Origin of the sequence: Schumannella soli, assembly GCF_006517435.1 — a bacterium.
Lineage (GTDB): Bacteria > Actinomycetota > Actinomycetes > Actinomycetales > Microbacteriaceae > Schumannella > Schumannella soli.
On the sequence record NZ_VHQG01000001.1, the window covers coordinates 123697 to 145674 of the forward strand.

At 70.4% G+C, this 21978-nt stretch carries 22 protein-coding genes; 9 read left to right on the forward strand and 13 right to left on the reverse strand.

Going from position 1 to position 21978, the window contains the following annotated elements; translation table 11 throughout:
- Positions 1-35: 35 nt before the first annotated feature.
- Positions 36-908, reverse strand: coding sequence for a glycosyltransferase (locus FJ657_RS00545; RefSeq protein ID WP_141161762.1), 873 nt, complete (start codon positions 906-908; stop codon positions 36-38).
- On the reverse strand, positions 908-1858 hold the full coding sequence (locus FJ657_RS00550) for a glycosyltransferase family 2 protein (RefSeq protein WP_141161763.1): 951 nt from the start codon (positions 1856-1858) through the stop codon (positions 908-910). Before FJ657_RS00550 ends, FJ657_RS00545 begins: the two co-directional genes overlap by 1 nt.
- A gap of 138 nt (positions 1859-1996) precedes the next feature.
- On the opposite strand from FJ657_RS00550, the gene FJ657_RS00555 reads away from it, so the two are divergent.
- The 4 genes from FJ657_RS00555 (at position 1997) to FJ657_RS00570 (ending at position 6841) form a co-directional block, all read left to right on the forward strand.
- On the forward strand, positions 1997-4036 hold the full coding sequence (locus FJ657_RS00555; protein WP_141161764.1) for a DUF6541 family protein: 2040 nt from the start codon (positions 1997-1999) through the stop codon (positions 4034-4036).
- Positions 4037-4100: 64 nt separating this feature from the next.
- Positions 4101-4961 carry an ABC transporter permease gene (locus tag FJ657_RS00560; protein WP_141162644.1) on the forward strand — a complete coding sequence of 287 codons (861 nt, stop codon included), beginning with the start codon at positions 4101-4103 and terminating at the stop codon, positions 4959-4961.
- Positions 4945-5685 carry an ABC transporter ATP-binding protein gene (locus FJ657_RS00565; RefSeq protein ID WP_141161765.1) on the forward strand — a complete coding sequence of 247 codons (741 nt, stop codon included), beginning with the start codon at positions 4945-4947 and terminating at the stop codon, positions 5683-5685. Before FJ657_RS00560 ends, FJ657_RS00565 begins: the two co-directional genes overlap by 17 nt.
- 25 nt (positions 5686-5710) lie before the next feature.
- Positions 5711-6841, forward strand: a complete 1131-nt coding sequence (locus FJ657_RS00570) for a glycosyltransferase family 4 protein (protein WP_141161766.1) — start codon at positions 5711-5713, stop codon at positions 6839-6841.
- A gap of 27 nt (positions 6842-6868) precedes the next feature.
- On the opposite strand, the gene FJ657_RS00575 is transcribed toward FJ657_RS00570, so the two are convergent.
- The 3 genes from FJ657_RS00575 to FJ657_RS00585 are packed head-to-tail and all read right to left on the reverse strand — an operon-like array spanning position 6869 to position 9839.
- Positions 6869-8170: an LCP family protein gene (locus FJ657_RS00575; protein WP_255447052.1), complete on the reverse strand. Its 1302-nt coding sequence runs from the start codon at positions 8168-8170 to the stop codon at positions 6869-6871.
- A gap of 47 nt (positions 8171-8217) precedes the next feature.
- Positions 8218-8742, reverse strand: coding sequence for a 5-(carboxyamino)imidazole ribonucleotide mutase (gene purE / locus FJ657_RS00580; protein WP_141161768.1), 525 nt, complete (start codon positions 8740-8742; stop codon positions 8218-8220).
- Positions 8743-8750: 8 nt separating this feature from the next.
- On the reverse strand, positions 8751-9839 hold the full coding sequence (locus tag FJ657_RS00585) for a 5-(carboxyamino)imidazole ribonucleotide synthase (protein ID WP_141162645.1): 1089 nt from the start codon (positions 9837-9839) through the stop codon (positions 8751-8753).
- A 154-nt stretch (positions 9840-9993) separates the two neighbouring features.
- Here FJ657_RS00585 and FJ657_RS00590 point away from each other — a divergent pair, with 154 nt between their 5' ends.
- Entirely contained in the window at positions 9994-10689 is a 696-nt protein-coding gene (locus FJ657_RS00590) for a GtrA family protein (RefSeq protein ID WP_141161769.1), read from the forward strand.
- On the opposite strand, the gene FJ657_RS00595 is transcribed toward FJ657_RS00590, so the two are convergent.
- The gene (locus tag FJ657_RS00595; RefSeq protein ID WP_255447054.1) at positions 10574-11167 is read right to left on the reverse strand and encodes a PH domain-containing protein; all 594 of its coding nucleotides are present in this window, start codon (positions 11165-11167) and stop codon (positions 10574-10576) included. The genes FJ657_RS00590 and FJ657_RS00595 overlap by 116 nt on opposite strands.
- Before the next feature lie 17 nt (positions 11168-11184).
- Complete coding sequence (locus FJ657_RS00600) at positions 11185-12003, reverse strand: biotin--[acetyl-CoA-carboxylase] ligase (RefSeq protein WP_141161770.1); 819 nt, start codon at positions 12001-12003, stop codon at positions 11185-11187.
- A 146-nt stretch (positions 12004-12149) separates the two neighbouring features.
- Between FJ657_RS00600 and FJ657_RS00605 the strand changes: the two genes are divergently transcribed.
- The 4 genes from FJ657_RS00605 (at position 12150) to pseI (ending at position 16536) form a co-directional block, all read left to right on the forward strand.
- Positions 12150-12908, forward strand: a complete 759-nt coding sequence (locus FJ657_RS00605; RefSeq protein WP_141161771.1) for a polyprenol monophosphomannose synthase — start codon at positions 12150-12152, stop codon at positions 12906-12908.
- A 155-nt stretch (positions 12909-13063) separates the two neighbouring features.
- Positions 13064-14671, forward strand: coding sequence for an acyl-CoA carboxylase subunit beta (locus tag FJ657_RS00610; RefSeq protein WP_218853648.1), 1608 nt, complete (start codon positions 13064-13066; stop codon positions 14669-14671).
- The gene (locus FJ657_RS00615; protein ID WP_255447055.1) at positions 14668-14907 is read left to right on the forward strand and encodes an acyl-CoA carboxylase subunit epsilon; all 240 of its coding nucleotides are present in this window, start codon (positions 14668-14670) and stop codon (positions 14905-14907) included. The genes FJ657_RS00610 and FJ657_RS00615 overlap by 4 nt, the downstream gene beginning before the upstream one ends.
- A gap of 570 nt (positions 14908-15477) precedes the next feature.
- The gene (gene pseI, locus FJ657_RS00620) at positions 15478-16536 is read left to right on the forward strand and encodes a pseudaminic acid synthase (protein ID WP_141161773.1); all 1059 of its coding nucleotides are present in this window, start codon (positions 15478-15480) and stop codon (positions 16534-16536) included.
- 45 nt (positions 16537-16581) lie between these two features.
- Here the strand turns inward: pseI and FJ657_RS00625 are convergent, their stop codons facing one another.
- Genes FJ657_RS00625 through FJ657_RS00650 form a run of 6 tightly spaced genes read right to left on the reverse strand, consistent with a single transcriptional unit; the run spans position 16582 to position 21961 of the window.
- On the reverse strand, positions 16582-18021 hold the full coding sequence (locus FJ657_RS00625) for a bifunctional UDP-2,4-diacetamido-2,4,6-trideoxy-beta-L-altropyranose hydrolase/GNAT family N-acetyltransferase (protein ID WP_141161774.1): 1440 nt from the start codon (positions 18019-18021) through the stop codon (positions 16582-16584).
- The gene (locus tag FJ657_RS00630; protein WP_141161775.1) at positions 18018-18746 is read right to left on the reverse strand and encodes a cytidylyltransferase domain-containing protein; all 729 of its coding nucleotides are present in this window, start codon (positions 18744-18746) and stop codon (positions 18018-18020) included. The genes FJ657_RS00625 and FJ657_RS00630 overlap by 4 nt, the downstream gene beginning before the upstream one ends.
- Complete coding sequence (locus tag FJ657_RS00635; RefSeq protein WP_141161776.1) at positions 18743-19870, reverse strand: aminotransferase class V-fold PLP-dependent enzyme; 1128 nt, start codon at positions 19868-19870, stop codon at positions 18743-18745. Before FJ657_RS00635 ends, FJ657_RS00630 begins: the two co-directional genes overlap by 4 nt.
- Before the next feature lies 1 nt (position 19871).
- Positions 19872-20855 (reverse strand): UDP-N-acetylglucosamine 4,6-dehydratase (inverting), encoded by a 984-nt coding sequence (pseB, locus tag FJ657_RS00640; protein WP_141161777.1) that lies wholly within the window; start codon positions 20853-20855, stop codon positions 19872-19874.
- Between the two features lie 28 nt (positions 20856-20883).
- Positions 20884-21258, reverse strand: a complete 375-nt coding sequence (locus tag FJ657_RS00645; RefSeq protein ID WP_141161778.1) for a hypothetical protein — start codon at positions 21256-21258, stop codon at positions 20884-20886.
- A 31-nt stretch (positions 21259-21289) separates the two neighbouring features.
- Entirely contained in the window at positions 21290-21961 is a 672-nt protein-coding gene (locus FJ657_RS00650) for a glycosyltransferase family 29 protein (protein ID WP_219995835.1), read from the reverse strand.
- Positions 21962-21978: the final 17 nt, after the last annotated feature.

Below are 21978 nucleotides of genomic sequence, written 5' to 3' on the forward strand. Positions count from 1 at the left end.
GGCAGGCGGAAAACCCGTCAAGACTAGCCGATCGGTCATGTGCGCCCGTCCGGCGTCTCCACCACGTGATCGACGCTGCGGTCCACGAGCACACGGCGATACGCGGCCCGACGGACGAGCTGCGGCACGAGCCGATATCCCGCCCGGACGAGCACGTTGCGGACCAGCTGCCGCCGGGATGTGAAGCCGGTACGACGCAGATCGCACTGAAGACGCAATTCGCTGCGGAGCAGCCGGAGCCCGCCCCTCCGACCGTACGCGCCCGCGTCGACCCGATAGAGGACGAGAGCCTCTGCGGTGTTGCCGGTGCGCGCGCCGGCCTGGATCATCCGCGCGAAAAGCCAGTAGTCCTCCATGAGCGGGAGGTCGCGATAGCCCCCGGCGGCATCGACGGCACCGCGCCGGAACACCACGGACGGGTGATTGAACGGCGACTGCAATCGAGCACGACGGGAGATCTCGTCGTGCCGGAGCGGCGGCGTACGGCGCCCGATCACGCGGGTCACGTCGCCGTCCTCGACGAACTCGTCGATCGCCGACCCGACGAGATCGAGTCCCGACGCGATCAGCGGCAGCTGCACCGCGAACCGCTCGGGTTGTGCGATGTCATCGGCGTCCATCCGCGCGATCACCTCGTGCTTCGCGGCCGAGAGTCCCGCTGTGAGCGCCCGGGCGAGTCCGACGTTCTCGGGCAGCTCGACCACGACGACCGGGACCGGCGACGCCTCGATGCGCACGCGGAGCTCACGTTCCAGCGCCGCCGGTATGGGACCGTCGCGCACGATGACGACCTCCGCAGGCCGGAGCCGCTGGCCCTCCACCGAGCTCAGAAAAGCCCGACGGAAGTGCTCGGCGCTGTCGCCGCGGTAGATCGGAAGCAGGAGCGAGAACGCAGGCAGATCGTCCATCAGCTCCGCCAGGTGGGATCCACGATCTCGGGCGCGATCGCAGCCTGGTCGGCCAACGCCTCCGCGTTGAGTCTCGGCGACCGAGCGAAGCCATCGCGCCAGCCGCGTCGAAAGCCGTCGCGCAGCACGCTGCGGTCCGATGAACGGCGCAGGGTCCGCACCCAGCGGCGCAGCGTCGAGCCGCCGTAGAGCAGCGTCTCCAGCGGTCCGAAGGTGCGGGCGTGGCGGAACATCCAGATCTTGTTGCGCACCTCGTAGTAGAAGCGCGCGCCAGGGTCGGCGTCGGTGGAGCCGAGCACCTTCGTCTTGTGCACCACGACGCTGCGAGGCACGTACACGCCGTCGCCGCGTCGCAGCAGTCGTGTCGAGTACTCGAAGTCGTCATTCCAGATGAAGTACTCGGCGATCGGCAGGCCGAGACGACGCACGACCCGCGCATCGACCATGAACGACACGAAACTCGCGGAGCGCACCGCCATGAGGCCGACCGCCTCGGCTGCTCGTCGCCGACGTCCGCCGAGGGGACGCGCGCGCGGGACGTTCATGGGGTGGTCCCGTCCATCCGTCCAGACGACACGGGAGGCGAGCACCGCCAGCGGGTCGGGATGACGGTCACGGGCATCCAGCAGCTCGGCGAGCGCCGTCGGAGTGGGAACGGTGTCATCGTCCATCAGCCAGACGAGATCGGCGTGCTCGCGGAGGACCGCGACCGCGGTGCCGACGGCGAACCCTCCGGCGCCGCCGGTGTTGCGCGTCAGGCGCACGAGCTCGGCATCCGGAGCGACTCGGCCCACGACCGCGGCCGTGTCGTCATCCGAGGCGTTGTCGACCACGACGATCGAATCGAGAGGGCGAGTCTGCCCCAGCAGCCCCTCGAGAGCCTCGACGAGCAGCGCCGCGCGGTTGTAGGCGACCACGACGGCCACGACACGCTCGCTCTTCTCCGACACGGATCCCGAGCCTATCGGTGCGCGCCGGACCCGGCCCGCACGTCACGTGGCGGGCACGGAGGCGACCCGCGGGAGAATGGTCGTCATGATCGCTCCGCGCCGCTCGCGCCGCATGACCACGCCGACGAGGTACAGCGCATGAGCGCAGCCGTCGCGCTGATCGCCGGACTCGCGCTGCTCGTGATCCCCGGCGGCGCGCTCGCCGCCGCGATAGGGCTGCGCGGCATCCGCGCCGTCGCATTCGCGGCGCCGTTCTCGATCGCGGTGATGTCGATCTTCGGCGTCGTCGACGGCGTGCTCGATCTCCGATTCGCCTGGTGGCATCCCGCGCTCGCCGCCGTCGCCGCCGCCCTCGTCGTGGCCGCGGCACGTCGCCGGCTCCCCGTCGGGGCGGGCGCGATTCCGCGCGGTCGGCGCCCCTCGGCCGGAGCTGCGCTGCGACGAGATCTGCCGGCGATCGCTGCGGTCGTGATCGCGTCGGCGACCGTGTCCGTGATCGGCGCCATCGCGATCGGGGGCGCCGATCATGTGAGTCAGAGCTACGACGGCCTGTTCCACCTCAACGCGGTCGCGTGGATCGTCGACACCGGCGACGCGTCGTCGTTCCATCTCTACCGAATCACCCATCCGGGCGAGGGAAACGAGTTCTACCCGGCCGCGTGGCACGCGCTCGCGGCCTCTATCGTCCAGCTCACCGGTTCGAGTGTTCCCGTGGCCGCGAACGCCGCCTGGGTGACGAGCACGGCGACGCTGTGGATGCCGGGACTGGCGCTGCTCGCCGCCGAGATCCTGCCGGGCGCCTCTCGTCGCCGAGCCGCGGTCGTCGCCCCGCTGCTCGCGATCGGAGCGGGCGGGTTCCCGCTGCTGCTCCTCGCCTGGGGGACCCTTTACCCCACCGGAATGGCGTACGCGCTCCTGCCTGCGGGGCTGGCGCTCAGCGTGCGGTTCTCGCGATGGCTGACCCTGCGCACCCGTCGCCGGCTCGCCGGTGATCCCGTGATGGTGACGTCGGCGGCGCTCTGGCTGGCTGCGTCGGGGTTCTCGCATCCCCGCTCGCTCTTCAGTCTCATCGCGCTGCTGCTCCCTCTCGTCGTCGCGACGGTCGCCGGGGCGGCTCGACGGCTGTGGCGTCACCGGGCTCAGCGCAGGCGGATCCTCCTGGTCGCGGCAGCATCGACGGCGGTCCTGATCGCTGCGGTCACAGCGGGCGCTGTGTATGTCTACCGCGCTTTCGATGTCGCGCAGCGCCCGATCTCGGATCACCTCAACGGAGGTCCGGCGACGGCACGCAGCGGGCTCGGCGCGACAGCGCTCGAGGCGATCGGGCTCGCTCCGCTCGACCCGAACCTCGACACCCGAGTGCTGGCTCCGGCGATCGGTCTCGCGCTCCTCGCGATCGTCGGCGCCGTGCTGTGCGCGCGTTCCGCTCGGCTGCGGTGGCTCGTCGGGTCCTGGGCGCTGGCCGTCGTCCTCTTCTCTCTGGCGGCGGGCAGCAATTCCGACCTCGCGAAGATCGCCACCGGGCTGTGGTACAAGGACAAGTTCAGGCTGTTCCCGCTCGTGGTGCTCACCGCCGTGCTGCTGGCCACGGTCGCCGCGACCGCGATCATCGACGCGGTGCTGCGCCGCGTCCCCGCCGGCGACCGCGCGCGCCGTCGTCTCGTCCTCGTGGCCGGCTCGGCGCTCGTCGTCCTGATCACTGCGGCGGGAGGCCAGCTGCCGGCAGTCGCCTCCTCGATCGGCGTGGTGTTCGACCTGCCCGACCATCAGAAGAACGGTGCTCTGATCGATCGGGATGAGTACCGCCTGCTCGAACGACTGCCGAACCATGTGCCCCGCGACGCAGTCGTCGCCGGCAACCCGTGGAACGGCTCGGCGCTGTCCTGGGCGGTCGGCGGACGACGCACTCTGTTCCCTCACCTCACCGGCATCTGGTCGCCGGACGCGACGATCGTGGCGAATTCGCTCGGCGAAGCGCAGTCCGACCCGGCAGTCTGCGCCGCGGTGCGTCGACTCGATCTCGAATGGGTGGTCGCCGATCCGGGCCTGCTCTGGGGTTCTCCGCCCGAGGCCTCCTTCTACGCGGGCATCGATCGCGCGGTGACGACGCCGGGAGTGCTCGAGCTCGTCGACCATCAAGGCGACGCCGCGCTGTACCGGATCGTCGCCTGCGGATGACCAGCCCGGCCGTGAGTACAATCGACGCGGCTCACCGCCCGGATGGAAGATCGAGGCCCCTGTGATCACTGCTCCCCAGAACCGCGGGTTCGTCGAACCCGGACACGGCTCAGGGCTCCTCGACGTCGGACGTCGCCGCTATCTGCTGAGCCTGCTCGTGCGCAAGGAAGTGCAGGTGCGGTACAGGGGATCGGTTCTCGGCTGGCTGTGGTCGTATGTCAAGCCGACCTTCCAGTTCCTCGTCTTCTTCCTTGCTCTCGGCGTGTTCCTCCAGCAGAACCGCAACATGGAGAGCTATCCGATCTACCTGTTCAGCGGTCTCATCGTCATCAACCTCTTCAACGAGGCTTTCGGCAACGGAACCCGGTCGATCGTCGACAACGGCGCTCTGATCAAGAAGATCTATCTGCCGCGCGAGATGTTCCCGGTCTCCTCCACGATCGTCGCATTCGTCAACTTCCTGCCCCAGCTCGTCGTCACCCTCATCGTCTGCCTCCTCGTGGGGTGGCACCCGGAACCGACTCAGATCCTCGGGCTCGTGCTCGGGATGCTCATCGTGATCGTGCTCTCGACCGGACTCGGCATGCTGTTCGGCGCCGCGAACGTGTCGTTCCGCGACTCGCAGAACTTCGTCGAGCTCATCGCGCTCGTCGCGACCTGGGCCTCGCCGGTGCTGTATCCGTGGACCACGGTGCGGAAGGTCCTGCCCGACTGGCTGCTGCAGATCTATCTCGTGAATCCCTTGACGACGGCCGTCGAGCTCTTCCACGCCGGGCTCTGGTTCCCGACCACCAGCGAGACGGCGGATCTGCCGCCCGACCTGCTCCTCAAAGGCGGGCTCGCTCTCGTGATCGCCGTCATCGTCCTGCTGCTCGGGCAGCTCGTCTTCCGCCGGCTGGAGGGTCGTTTTGCCCAGGACCTCTGAGACCGACGCGCGCATCATCGTGCGCAACGTCGACAAGCGCTTCGTGCTCCGCCACACCCATTCGCTCAAGGAGACGTTCATCTCCCTGATCCGGCGCAAATCGCTGGTGACCACGTTCGAAGCGCTGCACGACATCGACTTCGAGATCGGCGAGGGCGAGTCTGTCGCCCTGCTCGGCTTCAACGGCTCGGGCAAGTCGACGCTGCTCAAGCTCATGTCGGGGGTCCTCCGTCCCGACCGGGGCCAGATCCTCACCCGCGGCCGAATCGCAGGCCTGATCGAGGTCGGAGCGGGTTTCCACCCTGATCTGAGCGGCCGCGAGAACGTGTATCTCAACGCTGCGATCCTCGGCATGAGCCGCAAGGAGGTCGATGAGCGTTTCGATGACATCGTCGCGTTCAGCGAGATCGGCGACTTCATCGACACCGAGGTCAAGCACTACTCATCGGGCATGTTCGTGCGCCTCGCCTTCGCCGTCGCCATCCATACGACGCTCGACATCATGCTGGTCGATGAGGTGCTCTCGGTCGGAGATGAGCCGTTCCAGAAGAAGTGCATCGCCAAACTGCGAGAGCTGCAGAGCCAGGGCAAGACGATGGTGGTGGTCAGCCACGATCTCGACACGGTCTCCCGGCTGTGCGAGCGCGGAATCCTGATCAACAAGGGACGAGTCGTCTTCGACGGTGGATCCGCCGACGCGGTCGCCGCCATGCGGGCGGGCTGAGCGGCCCCGGTAGCCTCGAGAAGCAATGACAACTCTCCGCGTCGTGATCGACGGCATCCTCGACCCGTCGACGCGCGGCCTCGCGCGCTACACCGAAGACCTCACGCGGGCCCTCATCGCGACGGCTCCGAGCAGCTGCGTCGTCGAGGGGATCGTCTCGGCCTCGCCGGATGACGAGTACCGCGAGCTCGAGCGGCGACTCCCCGGACTGTCCGGCCTGTTCAAGAGCGTGCTCGCCCGCCGCGAGATGGCCGCGGTCTGGCAGCACGGCTTCACGGTGTCGCCGAACGGCGGCATGATCCACGCCCCCAGCCTGCTCGCGCCGCTGCGCAAGCACGACCGCGCGCTGACCGGCGACCAGACGATCGTCACGATCCACGACGCGCTGCCGTGGACCTCGCCCGACACGATCTCCGGCCGCTCGGCAGGGTGGCACCAGAGCATGATCAAGCGCGCCGAGCGCTACGCCGACGCCGTCGTCGTCCCGACCCACGCCGTCGCCGCGGCGCTCGCCGAGCACGCCGACTTCGGCGACCGGGTGCGCGTCATCGGCGGCGCCGTGTCGCCCGGGCTGATCGTGCCCGCCGACGCCGACGAGCGCCTCGCCCGGCTCGAGCTTCCCGAGCACTTCGTGCTCACCCTCGCCGGGCTGAACCCGCGCAAGGCGCTGCGGCCGCTGCTGACGGCGATGGCCGGCGTCGAGGTGCCGCTCGTGATCGTGGGCGATCCGAGCTGGGGCGACGACACGCTCGAGCGCGCCGTCGCCGACACCGGCATCCCCGTCGAGCGGGTGATCTCGCTCGGCGCCCTCGACGACGCCGATCTCGCGCTCGTCTACAGCCGCGCTCGCGTGTTCGTGAACGCCAGCCGCGAGGAGGGCTTCGGCCTCGCCTCGCTCGAGGCCTTCGCCTTCGGCACGCCGGTGGTCAGCTCCGACGCGCCGGCCCTCGCCGAGGTCGCCGCCGACGCCGCCCACCTCGTCGAGCGCAGCGCCGACGACGCCGTCTACGCCGAGCGTCTGCGCGAGGGCGTGCTGCACGTGCTGCTCGACGCCGAGGTCGCCCAGCGGCTCAGCACGGCGGGCGCCGACCGGTCGCGCGCCTACAGTTGGCGGGATGCCGCCGAGAAGGTCTGGCAGCTGCACGCCGACATCTGATCGGCTGCCGCGGCACCGCCGCGCGGCTCAGCCGTTCGGCGTCGGGCTCGCGCTCGCGACCTTCGTGACATCGGCGACCATGTCGTGGATCGCGTCGTAGTCGGGATCCCAGGTCTCGACCTGCGGCGGCACCAGCTCGAGATCGGTGATCTTCTGCTTGCGCGACAGGTCGGCCAGGTCGACGAACTTCCCGAGCATCGGCTGCGGGATGTCGGTCTCGACGATGTTGCCGCCGGCGGTCGCGATGGCCTGGAACTTGGTGAGCACGTTGGCGGGCGTGAACTGCTTCAGCATCGCCGTCTGCACCTCGCGCTGACGCGCCATGCGGTGGTAGTCGTCGTCGGCGTGGCGTGAGCGGGCGTACCAGAGCGCGGTGTTGCCGTCCATGTGCTGCTGGCCGACCTCGATCCACTTGTCCACGCCGGTCGGGCGGCCCTGGGAGTCCTGGCCGCCGCCGATCGGCAGGCGGGTCTTCACGTCGATGTCGATGCCGCCGAGCGCGTCGATGAGCTGCGAGAAGCCGTTCATGTCGATGAGCGCGTAGTACTGCACCTTCAGACCGGTGACCGCCTCGACGCCGTCGCTCGTGGCCTCGATGCCCGGGCTCGAGCCCTCGCTCTTCGCCTTCGGGTAGAGGTCAGGATGCTCCTCGCCGTAGGTGTAGAGCGCGTTGATCAGGCAGTCGGCGCAGTTCCAGCCGTCGGGGAACTGCTTCGCCATCGGCGACTTCGCGGGGAAGGGCACCTTCTCGAGGTTGCGCGGGATGCCGATGATCGTCGTCTGGCCGGTCGCGGCGTCGATGCTGACGAGCGAGATGCTGTCGGGGCGCAGCCCGACCCGGTCGGCTCCGGCGTCGCCGCCGAGCAGCAGGATGTTGTAGCGCCCGTCGACCGGGTCGGCGATGTTGCCGTCGCCGAAGACGGTGCCGAGGACCCCCGCCGTGACGCCGGCGTTCCAGGCGCCGTAGAGCGCCCCTCCGCCGGTGATCACGAGCGCGGCGACCGAGAACAGGGCGGCGATCGTCCCGGCGACCCGGTGCACGCGCACGAAGCGCACGAGCCGCAGGGTGTCGAGGGTGCAGATCAGCCAGAGCAGCGCATAGAAGACGAGCACGACGACGACGATCCAGAGCACGATCGGGTTGGTCACGATCGTGACGACCGTGCTGCGGGCGACCAGCAGTCCGGCGATCAGCAGGATGCCGACGGCCCAGAACACGAGGTCGGCGCCGAGCGCGAAGCGGCCGAGACGGCGGTTGCCGGCCAGCACCTGCGCCGAGCCGGGGATGAGCACGTTGAGCACGACGAGCCACCAGGCCCGTCGGGTCATCAGACTCTCCGACCGGAGGTCGGGATAGCGGACGGGGGTGACGCTGGTCACGAGTCCGAACGGTCGGTCAGGCTCGCCTGCAGTCGCGCGTTCTTCTCGGCGACCATGTCCTCGAGCGAGGCGGCGTAGTCGGCGAGGCGTGCGGCGAGCGTCGGATCGGTCGCTCCGAGCATGCGGGCGGCCAGCAGGCCGGCGTTGCGGGCGCCGCCGATCGAGACGGTGGCGACGGGGATGCCGGCGGGCATCTGCACGATCGACAGCAGCGAGTCGAGACCGTCGAGGCGGGCGAGCGGTACGGGCACGCCGATGACGGGCAGGGTCGTGACCGAGGCGATCATGCCGGGCAGGTGGGCGGCGCCGCCGGCGCCGGCGATGATCGTGCGGATGCCGCGGCCGGCGGCCTCCGAGCCGAACTCCATGAGACGGCGGGGCGTGCGGTGCGCCGAGACGACTTCGACCTCGTGGGCGATGCCGAACTCGCCGAGCGCGGCGGCGGCGTCCTGCATCACGGACCAGTCGGAGTCCGATCCCATGACGACGGAGACGAGGGGGGTGGATGGCACGGGAGCCATCGTAGGAGTCAGCTGCTGAAGAACTCCGCCGCGGCGCGCGCTCGGGCGAGAGTCTCACCCGCATCCCCGCCCGTCGTGGTGACGTGACCGACCTTGCGACCGGGCCGTGAGGCCTTCTCGTAGTAGTGGAACTTGACGTCCGGATGTGCGGCGAGCGCGGCCGGGTAGACGTCGAGCATCGAGCCGGATGCGGGGCCGCCGAGCACGTTCACCATGACGCTGACGGGTGCGAGCTCGTCGGTCGCGCCGAGCGGCAGGTCGAGCACGGCACGCAGGTGCTGCTCGAACTGGCTCGTGACGCAGCCGTCGATCGACCAGTGGCCGGTGTTGTGCGGACGCATGGCGAGCTCGTTGACGAGCAGGCGGCCGTCGCGGGTCTCGAACAGCTCGACGGCGAGCACACCAGTCACGTCGAGTCCCTCGGCGATCGAGAACGCGAGCGCGCGGGCCTCGGCGACGAGGGTTCCGGCGTTCTGCGCGGGCGCGGTGACCTCGGCGCAGACGCCGTCCTTCTGCACGGTCTCGACGAGCGCCCAGGCGACGGCGTCACCCGAGGGGCGACGCGCGACCGACTGCGCGAGCTCGCGGTTGAAGTCGACGAGCTCCTCGGCGAGCAGCCCGTCGCCGGATCCGGCCTCGTCGAGCACGGCGAACCAGTCGTCGGCGGCGTCGGCGCTGCGCACGACGCGCACGCCCTTGCCGTCGTAGCCGCCGCGCGGGGTCTTCACGACGGCGGCGCCGCCGTGGGCCTCGAGGAAGTCGGCGAGCTCGGCACGGTCGCGCACGACGCCCCAGCTGGGGACGGGCGCGCCGAGAGCCGTGAGCCGCTCGCGCATGACGATCTTGTCCTGCGCGACAGCGAGCGCGTGCGGGCCCGGGTGCACCGGCACGCCGGCGCCGACGAGCTGCTTGAGCACGTCCTGCGGCACATGCTCGTGGTCGAAGGTGATCACGTCGACGTCGCGGGCGAAGGCGAGAACCGCGTCCGCGTCGGTGTAGTGGCCGACCGCGGTCGCCGCGATGCGCGCCGACATGCCCTCCTGCTCGGCGAGCACCCGGATGTCGATGCCCAGCCCGACGGCCGGGGGCACCATCATCCGCGCCAGCTGACCTCCGCCGATGACGCCGACTCGCACGATTCCTCCTGGGGTTCCGGGCCGGTGCGGCCCTGTGGATGCGGGCGCTCGGCCCCATAGCGGCGGCGGTTAGACTGCCGCGACATCGAGCCTAGCCGCGAGGAAGAGGAGCCGGATGCGCCGCCTGATCTCGCAGCTGCTGCGCTTCGGCGTCGTCGGCGGCGTCGGCTTCGTGATCGACGTGGGCCTGTTCAACCTGCTGAGCGCGACCGTGCTGCACCCCGGTCAGCTGCACGAGGGCCCGCTGATCGCGAAGACGATCTCGACGACGGTCGCGATCGTGGCGAACTGGATCGGCAACCGCTTCTGGACCTTCCGCGAGCACCGCGGCCGGCGCGTGTGGCGCGAGGGACTGCAGTTCGGCGTCGTCAGCGTCGGCGGTCTGCTGATCGGGCTCGGCTGCCTGTGGGTGTCGCGCTACGCGCTCGGCTTCGACAACGTCGTCGCCGACAACGTCGCAGGCAACGTGGTCGGCCTGGCGCTCGGCACCGTGTTCCGGTTCTGGCTGTACCGGGTGTGGGTGTTCGCGCCGCACAGCCCGGTCGAGGCGGCCGAAGACGCGGTGCACGAGGCGGATGCGGTGCACGAGGCGGATGCGGCGCACGAGGCGGATGCGGTGGCCGCCGGATCCGCCGCCGACCCGGCCGATGACCCCGCCGACCCGGCGGCCCCTGCGGCGGCGGCCTCCGCTCCGTTCAGTCCTGCTGCGGCCAGTTCCCCGGATGCCAGTCCGGCTCGTCGCCGCGCCGGCCGAGTTCGCCGCTCTGACGCAGCGAGCGCTCCTGCTGCCGTCGCGCCGCGACGGGATTGAGGCTGCGCTCCATCAGGTCCTGCAGGGCCTCCTGCACGAGCGCCGCGTGCGGCACGTCACGCAGCCGCACCGGCGCATCCAGCCCGGTGTTGACGAGGATGTCGCCCGACTTGCCGAGCAGCTGACCGCCGGAGCGCCGCACCGTCACGTCGTAGCCGCGGCTGTGCAGCAGCTCCTGCCGGGTGCGCACGAGGAATCCCGAGCGGATGACGATGCGCCGCGTCGTGATCGTGTAGCTGCGCGAGAGCCAGCGCAGCAGCGGCACGAGCACGCCGACGATGGCGAGCACGCCCGCCGCGGCGAGCGCCGTGATCCTCATCCACGGCTCCGGCAGCAGGGAGGGCGCGTAGGCGGCCGCGCCGGCGAGCACGATGAGCAGCAGCGCCGACCACAGCAGTCGGCGGGCGCTCGGGCGCAGGCGCGCGACGACGATCTCGGGCGTGCGGTTCGCCGCGGTGTCGGGGGCCGGTTCGGTCACGGGCGTCGCCGGTTCCGTCAGCCGTGCCGCAGGTGGATGACGTCGCCGGCCGCGACGACGAGGTCGCCGTGCTCGGTCGCGACGATGAGCCGGCCGAGTTCGTCGAGGTCGCGGGCGGTGCCGTGGCGGGCGTCGCCGCCGGGCAGCTCGACGCGCACGCCGCCGCCGAGGGTTCCGCAGAGCTCGCGGGCGAGCGCGCGGAGTCCGCTGTGGTCGGCGTCGCCGTGGGCCGTCAGCAGCGCGGTCACCTGCGAGCGCAGGCGCTCGAGGTAGTCGGCGAGCACGCGGTCGGCGAGCTCGCCGTCGGCTCTCCCCGACGCCGAGGGCGCGCCCTCGAGCACGAGCGAGGTCGCGGTCGGCACGGGCAGCTGCCCGGCGTCCATCGTCAGGTTGACGCCCGAGCCGATCACGACGGCGCCGGCGGCGGGCACGAGCTCGGTGAGGATGCCGCACACCTTCTTCTCGCCGATGAGCACGTCGTTGGGCCACTTCAGGCTGACGGTCGCGTGCGGCAGCAGCTCGGCGATCGTCTCGGTCATCGCGACGCCGGCGGCGATCGGCAGCCAGCTGAGCCGCTCGGGTCCGACGGGGCGGCCGACCGGGTCGGCGGTGCGCAGCAGAACCGAGACCGCGAGGCTCGTCCCCGGCGGGGCCGTCCAGACCCGGTCGAGGCGGCCCCGGCCGGCGGTCTGGTCGAGCGTCACGAGCACGGTCGCGTCCGGCAGCTCGCGGTCGACGTCGCGCGCGGCCATCGCCACCAGCTCGGCGTTCGTGGACGGGCTCGACTCCCGCACGATCAGCCGTCCGGCGACGCGGTCGCTGCGCGGGAGATCCATGCCGTCAGGCTAGCCGCCGGGTCAGACCTCGCCGGGGCGCATCGCCGGAGCATTCCCCAGCGTCCGATGGCGGTCGTTCGTCCGGCAGAGCTGCGGCCGCCGCGCGGACGATCGCGCCATCCTCATGATCTAGGCTCGTCGGCGACATGGACGACCCTGCGACGGCGCCCGGCGCGCGCGCCCTCGTGGTGATGCCGACCTACGACGAGGCGGAGAACCTCGAGCGGGTCGCCGCCGCCGTGCTGGCCGCGGCACCCGACGTCGACCTGCTCGTCGTCGACGACGACAGCCCCGACGGCACCGGCGACATCGCCGACCGGATGGCCGCCGCCGACCCGCGCGTCACCGTGCTGCACCGCACCGCCCGCGACGGCCTCGGCCGCGCCTACCTCGCGGGCTTCGCCGAGGCCGACCGCCGCGGGTACCCGGTCGTGGTCGAGATGGATGCCGACGGCTCGCACCCCGTCGAGAGCCTGGCTGCGCTGCTCGACGCCGTCGCCGAGCACGGCGGTCCCGGCCTCGCGATCGGCTCGCGCTGGGTGCCCGGCGGCCGCGTCGTCGACTGGGCGCCGTGGCGCGGCTGGCTGAGCCGCGCCGGCAACACCTACGCCCGGCTCGCCCTCGGCATCCCCGTGCGCGACGCGACGGCCGGGTTCCGCGCCTACCGGCTCGAGGCGATCCGCGCCGCCCACCTCGACGACGTGCATTCGCGCGGCTACTGCTTCCAGATCGACATGGCGCTGCGGGTGCTCGACGCCGGCATCGACGTCGTCGAGGTGCCGATCACCTTCCGCGACCGCATCGCCGGCACCTCGAAGATGAGCGGCGCGATCGTCGCCGAGGCCATGCTGCGGGTGACCGGATGGGCGCTCGCCCGCCGGGTCGGACGCCGCCGCCGCGCCTGACGCCGCACCCTACGTCGCCCCGACGCGCCCGGCGTCCGCCGCTCCCGCGGCTCCGATGCACGAGCCTCGCCCGCCGACCCTCGTGGATTCCCCACGACCCGCCCGCCGATCCGCTGTGGGAGTCCTCCAGAGCCCTCGCCGAGAGCCTCGCTAGGCTGGCAGGCGTGACCGACGCAGCATCGACGCCCGATCCGTACACGACCGCCGGCAAGCTCGCCGACCTCAAGGCGCGGTACCACGAGGCTGTCACCGCGAGCGGCGAGGCCGCGATCGCCAAGCAGCACGCCAAGGGCAAGAAGACCGCCCGCGAGCGCATCGAGCAGCTGCTCGACCAGGGCAGCTTCGTCGAGCTCGACGAGTTCGTGCGCCACCGCACCCACGCCTTCGGCATGGAGCGCAACCGCCCCTACGGCGACGCGGTCGTCACCGGCACCGGCACGATCCACGGCCGCCAGGTCGCGATCTACGCCCAGGACTTCACGATCTTCGGCGGCTCGCTCGGCGAGGTCGCCGGCGAGAAGATCATCAAGGTCATGGAGCTCGCGCTCAAGACCGGCGTGCCGATCATCGGCATGCTCGACTCGGGCGGCGCCCGCATCCAGGAGGGCGTCGTCGCCCTCGGCAAGTACGGCGAGATCTTCCGCCTCAACACGAAGGCCTCGGGCGTCATCCCGCAGATCTCGATCATCATGGGCCCGGCCGCGGGCGGCGCCGTCTACTCCCCCGCGCTGACCGACTTCGTGATCATGGTCGACAAGACCAGCCAGATGTTCGTCACCGGCCCCGACGTGATCAAGACCGTCACCGGCGAGGACGTCGCCATGGAGGACCTCGGCGGCGCGCTCACCCACAACACCCGCTCGGGCGTCGCGCACTACCTGGCCGACGACGAGGACGACGCGCTCGACTACGCGCGCAGCCTGATCAGCTTCCTGCCCGACAACAACATGTCGGAGTCGGTCGTCTACGAGAACGAGGTCGAGCTCGAGGTCACCGACGCCGACAAGAGCCTCAACACGATCATCCCCGACTCGCCGAACCAGCCCTATGACGTGCACACGATCATCGAGCAGCTCGTCGACAACAGCGACTTCCTCGAGGTGCAGCCGCTGTTCGCGCCGAACATCCTCATCGGCTTCGCCCGCATCGAGGGCCGCAGCGTCGGCATCATCGCCAACCAGCCGAACCAGATGGCCGGCACCCTCAACATCGAGGCCGGCGAGAAGGCCGCCCGCTTCGTGCGCTTCTGCGACGCCTTCGGCATCCCGGTCCTGACGCTGGTGGATGTGCCGGGCTACCTGCCCGGAACCGACCAGGAGTGGACCGGCGTCATCCGCCGCGGAGCGAAGCTGCTCTACGCCTACGCCGAGGCGACCGTGCCGCTCGTGACGGTGATCACGCGCAAGGCCTACGGCGGCGCCTACATCGTCATGGGCTCGAAGCAGCTCGGCGCCGACATCAACTTCGCCTGGCCGACCGCCGAGATCGCCGTGATGGGCGGCCAGGGCGCGGTCAACATCCTCTACCGCGGCGAGATCAAGGCCGCCGAGGAGCGCGGTGAGGACGTCAACGCGGTGCGCACGCGCCTCGCCAACGAGTACACCTACAACGTCGCCTCGCCGTTCCTCGCGGCCGAGCGCGGCGAGCTGGATGGCGTGATCGAGCCGGCCGCGACCCGCGTCGCGATCATCAAGGCGCTGCGGGCGCTGCGCGGCAAGCGCGCCGAGCTGCCCCCGAAGAAGCACGGGAACATCCCGCTGTGAGCGGCCAGGACGCAGCGGGCGGAGCCGCCGGCTCCGCTGCCGACATCCGCATCGTCGCCGGCGCTCCGAGCGACGAGGAGCTCGCCGCGGTCGTCGCCGTGCTCACCACCTCGCTCGACGTCCTCGCGGCCGAGAACCGCGAGCAGCCGGATGCGCGCCCCGGCGCCTGGCGTCGCAGCCAGCGCGCTCCGCGGCGCGGCGTGACGATCGGCGCCTGGCGCACCTTCGGGCGCTGAGCCGGCTCGCCGTCGGGGTCCGAGCCCGTACCGGGTACCGGTTCCCGGTGCCGAGTACTGGGTTCGGGTTTCGGATTCCGCATGATCGGCGTCGGGTCGGGGCGGGGGCTTAACCCCTGACTCATCCTCAGCGCTCGGGATCCGAAGCGATGAGGTGCGGAATCCGTTGAATCCGCGGGGGTGGACAGAGCTTTCGACCCGGCCTCACGTTCTGTACCCCGGACGATCCTCCGCAGAATGCCCGTTCTGCGCCGCGAATCCCCGTTATGGCCCGGATTTTCAGGGAATGTCCCCCGCGAGTCCCCCGAAATGATGACTTTTTCCCGGGGTACAGATCAGGCATCCTCGTCCTACAGCGATCCTCATCGTGATCGCGACACACACCGGCTGACAAGGGTAAGCACGTCGGTGATGTGGGGGCGAGTCAGGGCGATATTCGGGTTGTCGCCCTGACTCGAAACGTCAGAAGGGCCGGAGCGGGGAGTTCCGGCCCTTCTTCCTTGTCGGACGTGCGTGCGTGCCGAGCGCGGCGACCAGGCGCAAGTCCGCGAGCTCGGCCACAATAGAGGGATGTCTTCCGCGCCGATCCGCCTGACCTCCGACGTCTCGGTCTCCTCCGAGCATCCTCCGCTCGTCATCGCGGAGGTATCGGGCAACCACAATGGCGACCTCGGCAGGGCACTGGCGATCGTCGACGCCGCCGCCGAGGCTGGAGCGCCGCTGGTCAAGTTCCAGACGTACACGGCCGACACCATCACGATCGATTCCGACCGGCCGGAGTTCCTCGTGGGCTCTGACCACGCACTGTGGGGCGCGCGCCGACTCTACGATCTGTACCGGGAAGCTCACACGCCCTGGAGCTGGCACGAGCAGCTGTTCGCGCGAGCTCGCGAACACGGCATGGTGCCGTTCTCGAGCCCCTTCGACGCGACCGCCGTCGACCTTCTCGAGAGCCTCGGATCCGACATCTACAAGATCGCGTCGCTCGAGATCGGCGATCTCGCGTTGCTGCGCACCGTCGCGCGCACCGGCAAGCCGGTGGTGCTGTCGAACGGTGCAGCGACCCTCGAAGAGACTGCTCTGGCGATCGAGACCATCCGTGCGGAAGGCAACGAGCAGATCGTGCTCCTGCACTGCAGTTCGTCCTATCCGGCCTCCCCCGCCGAATCGAACCTCCGCGCGATCCCGACCCTGCGTGACGCCTTCGATGTGCAGATCGGCCTCTCCGACCACACGCCGGGCATCGGTGTCCCGGTCGCGGCGGTGGCCCTCGGCGCCACCGTCATCGAGAAGCACGTCACCCTCGCCCGTGCCGACGGCGGTGTCGACTCCGGATTCTCGCTCGAACCGGACGAACTGGCCTCGCTGGTGCGCGAGACCCGGGCCGGGTGGGAGGCGCTGGGGCAGGCGACGCCGCGCATCACGAGCGGCGAGCAGCAGAGCCGCGCCCTGCGCCGGTCCCTGTACGTCGTCTCCGACGTGCAGGCCGGAGACACCGTCACCGCTGAGGTCGTGCGCTCGATCCGTCCCGCCGGCGGCCTGGAGCCGCGAGAGCTCTCTCGGGTGATCGGACGTCGCTTCACCGCCGACGCGGCCGCGGGCACGCCTCTCTCGTGGGATCTGCTCTGACCGCCTCCGCGGTGGCGCACGCTCCGGTCGGCACGAGTGACGTGATCAACGTGAGCGTCGGAGCCGGATGAATCCCGGAGTCGAGGCTTCTCCGGCATCGACGAATCGAGCCTTGGCGAAGAGCGCTCGCGAGGCGGCATTGCGCTGATCGACCTCCGCGATGATCTCCGAACCCGACGGCAGAGTGGCGATCGCGGCCTCGAGCGCCGCCGACGCAAAGCCGCGGCCGCGGGCCGAGGGAGCCAGCGCGATCGACACCTCGTAGCGGATGTCGTCGAGGCGATCGAATCGCAGCGTGCCGATCGCCTGCCGCCCGAGCTCGGCGATCAGCAGCGACCGGTCGGGATCACGGAGCGCGCGATGAACCCAGGCGCGATGGTCATTCCAGGCGAGCTCCCCTGCCGTTCGCGACATCGCCCGGCTGACGGGGTCGTTCCGCCAGTCGAGCAGTCGTCCCGCGTCGCCCGCCACGGCGGGTCTCACCGAGATGCGGTCGGGCGCGTCGGCGATCTCAGACCAGGTCTCCACGATGTGTCGGGCACCGTCGAGTCCGACGATCGGGTCCGGAAGATGGCCCGCGGAGATCCCACTGACCGCCTGCCGGTCAGCCGCCGCCAGCGCCTCCGCCAGCCGCCGCTCGGCTGCGGGCGTGCCGAGGTCGGGGATGGCCCCCAGCCCCGCCGCCACCCCGTGCGTCGTAGCCCACTCGTAATTGAGCCGCTGATTCTCGGTGAGAAGCACGGCGGCGGCGGGGATACGGTTGGCCGCGAGCTCCCACATCGTCGTACCCGAGCCGGTCACGACCAGTGCCGCTCCGGAGAAGATCCGGGCGAGCGCAGGACTCGGCGCGACCACGCGCACCTCGAGGCCGCGTGGCAGGGACGGGGGATCGCTCGCGACCATCAGCACCGGGCGGCGGACGTCGACCCGCGCTATCAGCTCGAGGCACGCTCCGGAGACGCCGAAGGCATCGGTGCCGCCCATGCTCACGACGATCGGCGCCTCCTCGCCTGGTTCCACCACCCGTCCGGTCAGCACTTCTCGACGCAACGGGACGAACTCAGCGCCCCCCACGATCCGGAAGGATCCATCGTCCGGACGGTGATCGGCGAACGCCGGCGGCGACGGCTCGACGACGAGGTCGGCGGGGCGCCGGCCGAATGGGCCATCTTCGATCGAGCTCAGAAGGACGCCTCGACGGGTCAGCTCGCCGCGCAGGTCGCGCCCGAGCACGTAATCGTCGACGTGGACGACGGTCGCGCCGAACTCCGTCGCTGCCGCCGCCAGGGCTGCGCCGGAGTCCGCCGACTCCATCCGCTCGATCTCGGGCGCCGAGAGCAGCTCTCGGGCGAGCGGCGTGTCGAGGCGGCCGCTGAAGCCCACGGTCCAGCCGAGCTCGATCGCTGCTTCGGCGACCGCGGCGACGCGTGAGATATGCCCGACGCCGCCTCGAGCCGTGCCATCGGCGCGCAGCAGCACCCTCATCCCGCGTCGAGCGCCTTCTGCTCGACGTGGGCGTTGATCTCGACGAGGTCGGGGCGAGACCGCAGCAGATCCACGACGCGACGCCACTCCGAGGCGTCGTTCCCCAGCTCGGCCACGATCGCCTCGATCAGCCGCGCATCATCAGGTTCGTCGAGCGTGACCCGCAGGTCGTCCGCGCGGGGGGCCACCACGAGTCCGGCACGGGGCACGGCGCTCTCGTCGCGGTAGAGCCAGCTCGTGACGTGAGCCCGGTGATGGGCGGTCGCCTCGCCGTCGGCGGCGAGGAGCGCGTCGGCCCTCGCCAACTCGACGTCGAGACCGCGCGGCAGCGTGCGCTGCAACGTCGTGGCGACGTACTGCAGCCGCGGATCGGCGCGCCAGATCGCGACGACCTGCGCGATGAGGCTCGGATCCAGCAAGGGGCAGTCGCCGGTCAGGCGCACGACGGCTTCGGGACGAGTCGTCTCGATCGCGAGGCGGTAGCGGGAGAGGACGTCGTCTTCGCTGCCCCGTACGACGCCGACACCGAGGCGCTCCGCCTCCGCGGCGATCGCGTCATCCGCGGGCTCGGTGCTCGTGGCGATGACGATCGCGTCGATGCCGGGGGCGGCTCGGGCCGCATCCACCACCCACTCCAGCACGGAGCGCGATCCCAGTCGGCGCAGCACCTTCGCCGGCAGTCTCGTCGAACCCGCCCGTGCCTGGATGACGGCGGCGACGGTCATGCGACCGCCCGCAGCACCGAATCGATGACCCGCTCGACGTCGCCGTCGCCGAGTCCCGGGAAGAGCGGCAACGAGATCTCGCGTCGGTAGTAGTCCTCAGCATTCGGGCACTGCCCCCGCCGATAGCCGAGATCTTCGAACACCGGATGCCAGTAGGCCGGGATGTAGTTGACCTGCACTCCGATCCCATCGGCGCGCAGCGTCTCGAAGATGGCCCGCCGACGCTCGGCCGGCACGCGGAGCGGATACAGATGCCATACCGGCTCAGCGTCGGCGGGCACGACGGGCGTCGTCAGATCATCGGCATCCGCGAAGGCCGCGTCGTACCGCGCCACGATCTGATCGCGTCGTGCGGCGAACTCGCGCAGACGCGCGAGCTGACTGATTCCGAGCGCCGCGAGCACGTCGGGAAGCCGGTAGTTGAGCCCGAAGGAATGCACCTCCTGGTGCCAGGGCCCCTCGTCGGGGGTGCGCTGGCGGGCACGGTCACGCACCAGGCCGTGGTTCTTGAACGCGCGTGCGGCGGCGACCAATGTGGCGTCGCTGCCGATCACCGCCCCGCCCTCCGCGGTCGTCAGGTTCTTCGTAGGGAAGAACGAGAAGGTCGTGAGGTCAGCGGCGACGCCGACGGCTCGGCCGCCGCGGCGCGCTCCGATCGAGTGGGCGGCGTCTTCGACGATCAGCGCGCCCACGTCACCCGCCGCTCGACGCAGCGCCGGCACATCGATCGGCACGCCGGCGTAGTCGACACCGGCGATGACGCGGGTGCGATCACCGACCAGACCGGCGACGGAGTCAGGATCGATCAGTCCGGTGTCGATGTCGACGTCGGCGAAGTCGATCTCGGCGCCGAGCAGCGTCGCTGCCGCTGCTGTCGCCACGAAGGTGAGCGGCGAGGTGACGACGCGATCCCCGCGGCCGACGCCGGCGGCCGCGTACGCGACGTGCAGGGCTGCAGTTCCGCTGGTCACGCTGACCGCCTCGACTCCCGATCCGACGAAGTCCGCGAGCGTCCGCTCGAACTCGTCGACGCGAGGCCCGGTCGTGAGCCAATCGCTCGTCAGCGCTGCGGAGACAGCAGCGATGTCGGAGTCGTCGATCGACTGGCGCCCGTAGGGCAGCACATCACACCCCGCTGTTCAGCAGAGCCCGGATCGCCTCGACGTCGAGCCACTGTTCGTTCGTGTTCGAGTGGTAGGCGAAGCCCTCGGCGACCGGCGACCCGTCGGACGGAGCCTCCCATCCCCATCCCGAGATGTGCGGAGTCACCACGTAGCGGTCGGGCAGCAGCAGAGTGCGGCGGGCGTCGTCGAAGGAGATCATCTCCTCGTGCAGCTTCTCACCGGGCCGGATGCCGACCTCGTGCGTGCGGGCGCCCGGCGCGATGGCCTCGGCCAGGTCGGTGATCTTGAGCGACGGGATACGGGGCACGTACAGCTCGCCTCCCTGCATGATCTCGAAGGCGCTGAGCACGAACTGCACGGCCTGCGGCAATGTGATCCAGAAGCGCGTCATGCGGTTGTCGGTGATCGGCAGCGACTCGCCTCGCTCTGCCATCGCCTTCCACACCGGCACGATGCTGCCGCGCGACCCCATGACATTGCCGTAGCGCACGACCGAGAAGCGCGTCTCGGCCGAGCCGGCGTAGTGGTTTCCGCTGATGAACATCCGGTCGCCGGTGAGCTTCGTGGCGCCGTAGAGGTTGATGGGGCTCGACGCCTTGTCGGTCGAGAGCGCGACGACACGCTTGACACCGGCATCGATGGCCGCGTCGATGACGTTCTGCGATCCACGCACATTCGTCTCGACGAACTCGAAGGGGTTGTACTCGGCGGTGTCGACCTGCTTCAGTGCGGCGGCGTGGATGACGTAGTCGACCCCCGTGAACGCGCGCGTCAGACGCTCCCTGCTGCGGATGTCGCCGAGGAACCAACGCAGCCGGGGGTCGTCCCCGACCGCCTTGCGCAGCTCGAACTGCTTGAGCTCGTCGCGGCTGAAGATCACCAGGCGCCGCGGGTCGTGGTTCGCGAGCAGCTCGGCGATGAGCGCCTTGCCGAGCGAGCCGGTTCCGCCGGTGATGAGCACCGAGCTTCCGGTGAGCAGTGACACGTGTCTCCCTCCGGCGTCGTGAGACGCGTCAGTTGGCGATCTCGAGGCGGCGCAGGCGCTCCTCGAAGTGGCTGAGTGCGGCGAGGCGGACGGTGACGCGTCGCTGCTCCTCGCCGATGAGCTCCATGATGGTCGCCACCTCGGCGGCAGTGGGCGATGCCATCCGATTGGCCAGCTCGTCGAGTCGACGGTCTTCGAATCGCACCTCGAGGGCGGCGACCTGCGGCGCGAGTCGCTGGATGGCCTGGTCGAGGCTGTCCATGCGCATGTCGAGGTGACGCAGGCGCTCCGCCTCGATCCATTCCAGGTGTCGGGCCGTGCGCGACTGCTCGACGCGGTGATCGATCGTCGCGTGAAGTCGGCGCACGAAAGCACCCAAGACGGGCACGCGGGTCAGCTCCACGAATCGGCTCCTCTGATCGGGTTGGATGCGGTCACGCTCGCCGGGCGACGCCGTCGTCGACCCAGGCCCGCATCATCGCGCCCTCGTCGCGGATGGCATGCTCGACGCCGACCGGCGACGGGTCGCCGTAAGCATGATTCCACGAATCCTGATCGGGGTCGTCGAGGAACGAGAAGCCGGCGAGCAGGGTGGGGATCTCGGGGAACAGCCGTCGTGCCGTCCACGCGGCCATCGTGCCGGTGGTCGGCCAGTGCGGATCGCGGGTCGCGTCCACGCCGATCTCGGCGGAGATCGGGATGGTCAGCTCGGCGTTGGGCATCGAGATGAACCCCAGGTCACCCGGCCACCAGGGAGGGATGTCGCCGGTCTCCCAGTGAAGCCGTCCCGGCTCGACCATCAGGTAGAGGCGGGACCGATAGCCCGAGAGGAACCAGGGGGTCGCGCGCACCCCGCGATTGAACACGACCACGTCAGTGCGCGTGCCGACGCAGGGCACGTCGGGATCATCGAGGCGGAATCCGTTGACCCGGAAGACGAGATCGCAGGAATCGATGGCTTCGGCCCGTTCGCCGGAGGGTTCGAGCGGCTGGTTGCCGACCACGGCGACCGAACGCACCGGACGGCTTCGCGCCTGCGCCGCGCAGAGCTCACGCAGCATCGCGAAGGTGCTGCCGTCCGCGGGAGCGGCGAGGGTCGTGGTCATGTCCCGCAGATCCTATC

Bases quoted from the DNA above. Each gene is read 5' to 3' on its own strand.
- FJ657_RS00545 (WP_141161762.1), bottom strand. From the start codon at position 908: ATGGACGATCTGCCTGCGTTCTCGCTCCTGCTTCCGATCTACCGCGGC.
- FJ657_RS00555 (WP_141161764.1), top strand. From the start codon at position 1,997: ATGAGCGCAGCCGTCGCGCTGATCGCCGGACTCGCGCTGCTCGTGATC.
- FJ657_RS00570 (WP_141161766.1), top strand. From the start codon at position 5,711: ATGACAACTCTCCGCGTCGTGATCGACGGCATCCTCGACCCGTCGACG.
- FJ657_RS00575 (WP_255447052.1), bottom strand. From the start codon at position 8,170: ATGACCCGACGGGCCTGGTGGCTCGTCGTGCTCAACGTGCTCATCCCC.
- purE (WP_141161768.1), bottom strand. From the start codon at position 8,742: ATGGCTCCCGTGCCATCCACCCCCCTCGTCTCCGTCGTCATGGGATCG.
- FJ657_RS00585 (WP_141162645.1), bottom strand. From the start codon at position 9,839: ATGATGGTGCCCCCGGCCGTCGGGCTGGGCATCGACATCCGGGTGCTC.
- FJ657_RS00590 (WP_141161769.1), top strand. From the start codon at position 9,994: ATGCGCCGCCTGATCTCGCAGCTGCTGCGCTTCGGCGTCGTCGGCGGC.
- FJ657_RS00600 (WP_141161770.1), bottom strand. From the start codon at position 12,003: ATGGATCTCCCGCGCAGCGACCGCGTCGCCGGACGGCTGATCGTGCGG.
- FJ657_RS00605 (WP_141161771.1), top strand. From the start codon at position 12,150: ATGGACGACCCTGCGACGGCGCCCGGCGCGCGCGCCCTCGTGGTGATG.
- pseI (WP_141161773.1), top strand. From the start codon at position 15,478: ATGTCTTCCGCGCCGATCCGCCTGACCTCCGACGTCTCGGTCTCCTCC.
- FJ657_RS00625 (WP_141161774.1), bottom strand. From the start codon at position 18,021: ATGAGGGTGCTGCTGCGCGCCGATGGCACGGCTCGAGGCGGCGTCGGG.
- FJ657_RS00630 (WP_141161775.1), bottom strand. From the start codon at position 18,746: ATGACCGTCGCCGCCGTCATCCAGGCACGGGCGGGTTCGACGAGACTG.
- FJ657_RS00650 (WP_219995835.1), bottom strand. From the start codon at position 21,961: ATGACCACGACCCTCGCCGCTCCCGCGGACGGCAGCACCTTCGCGATG.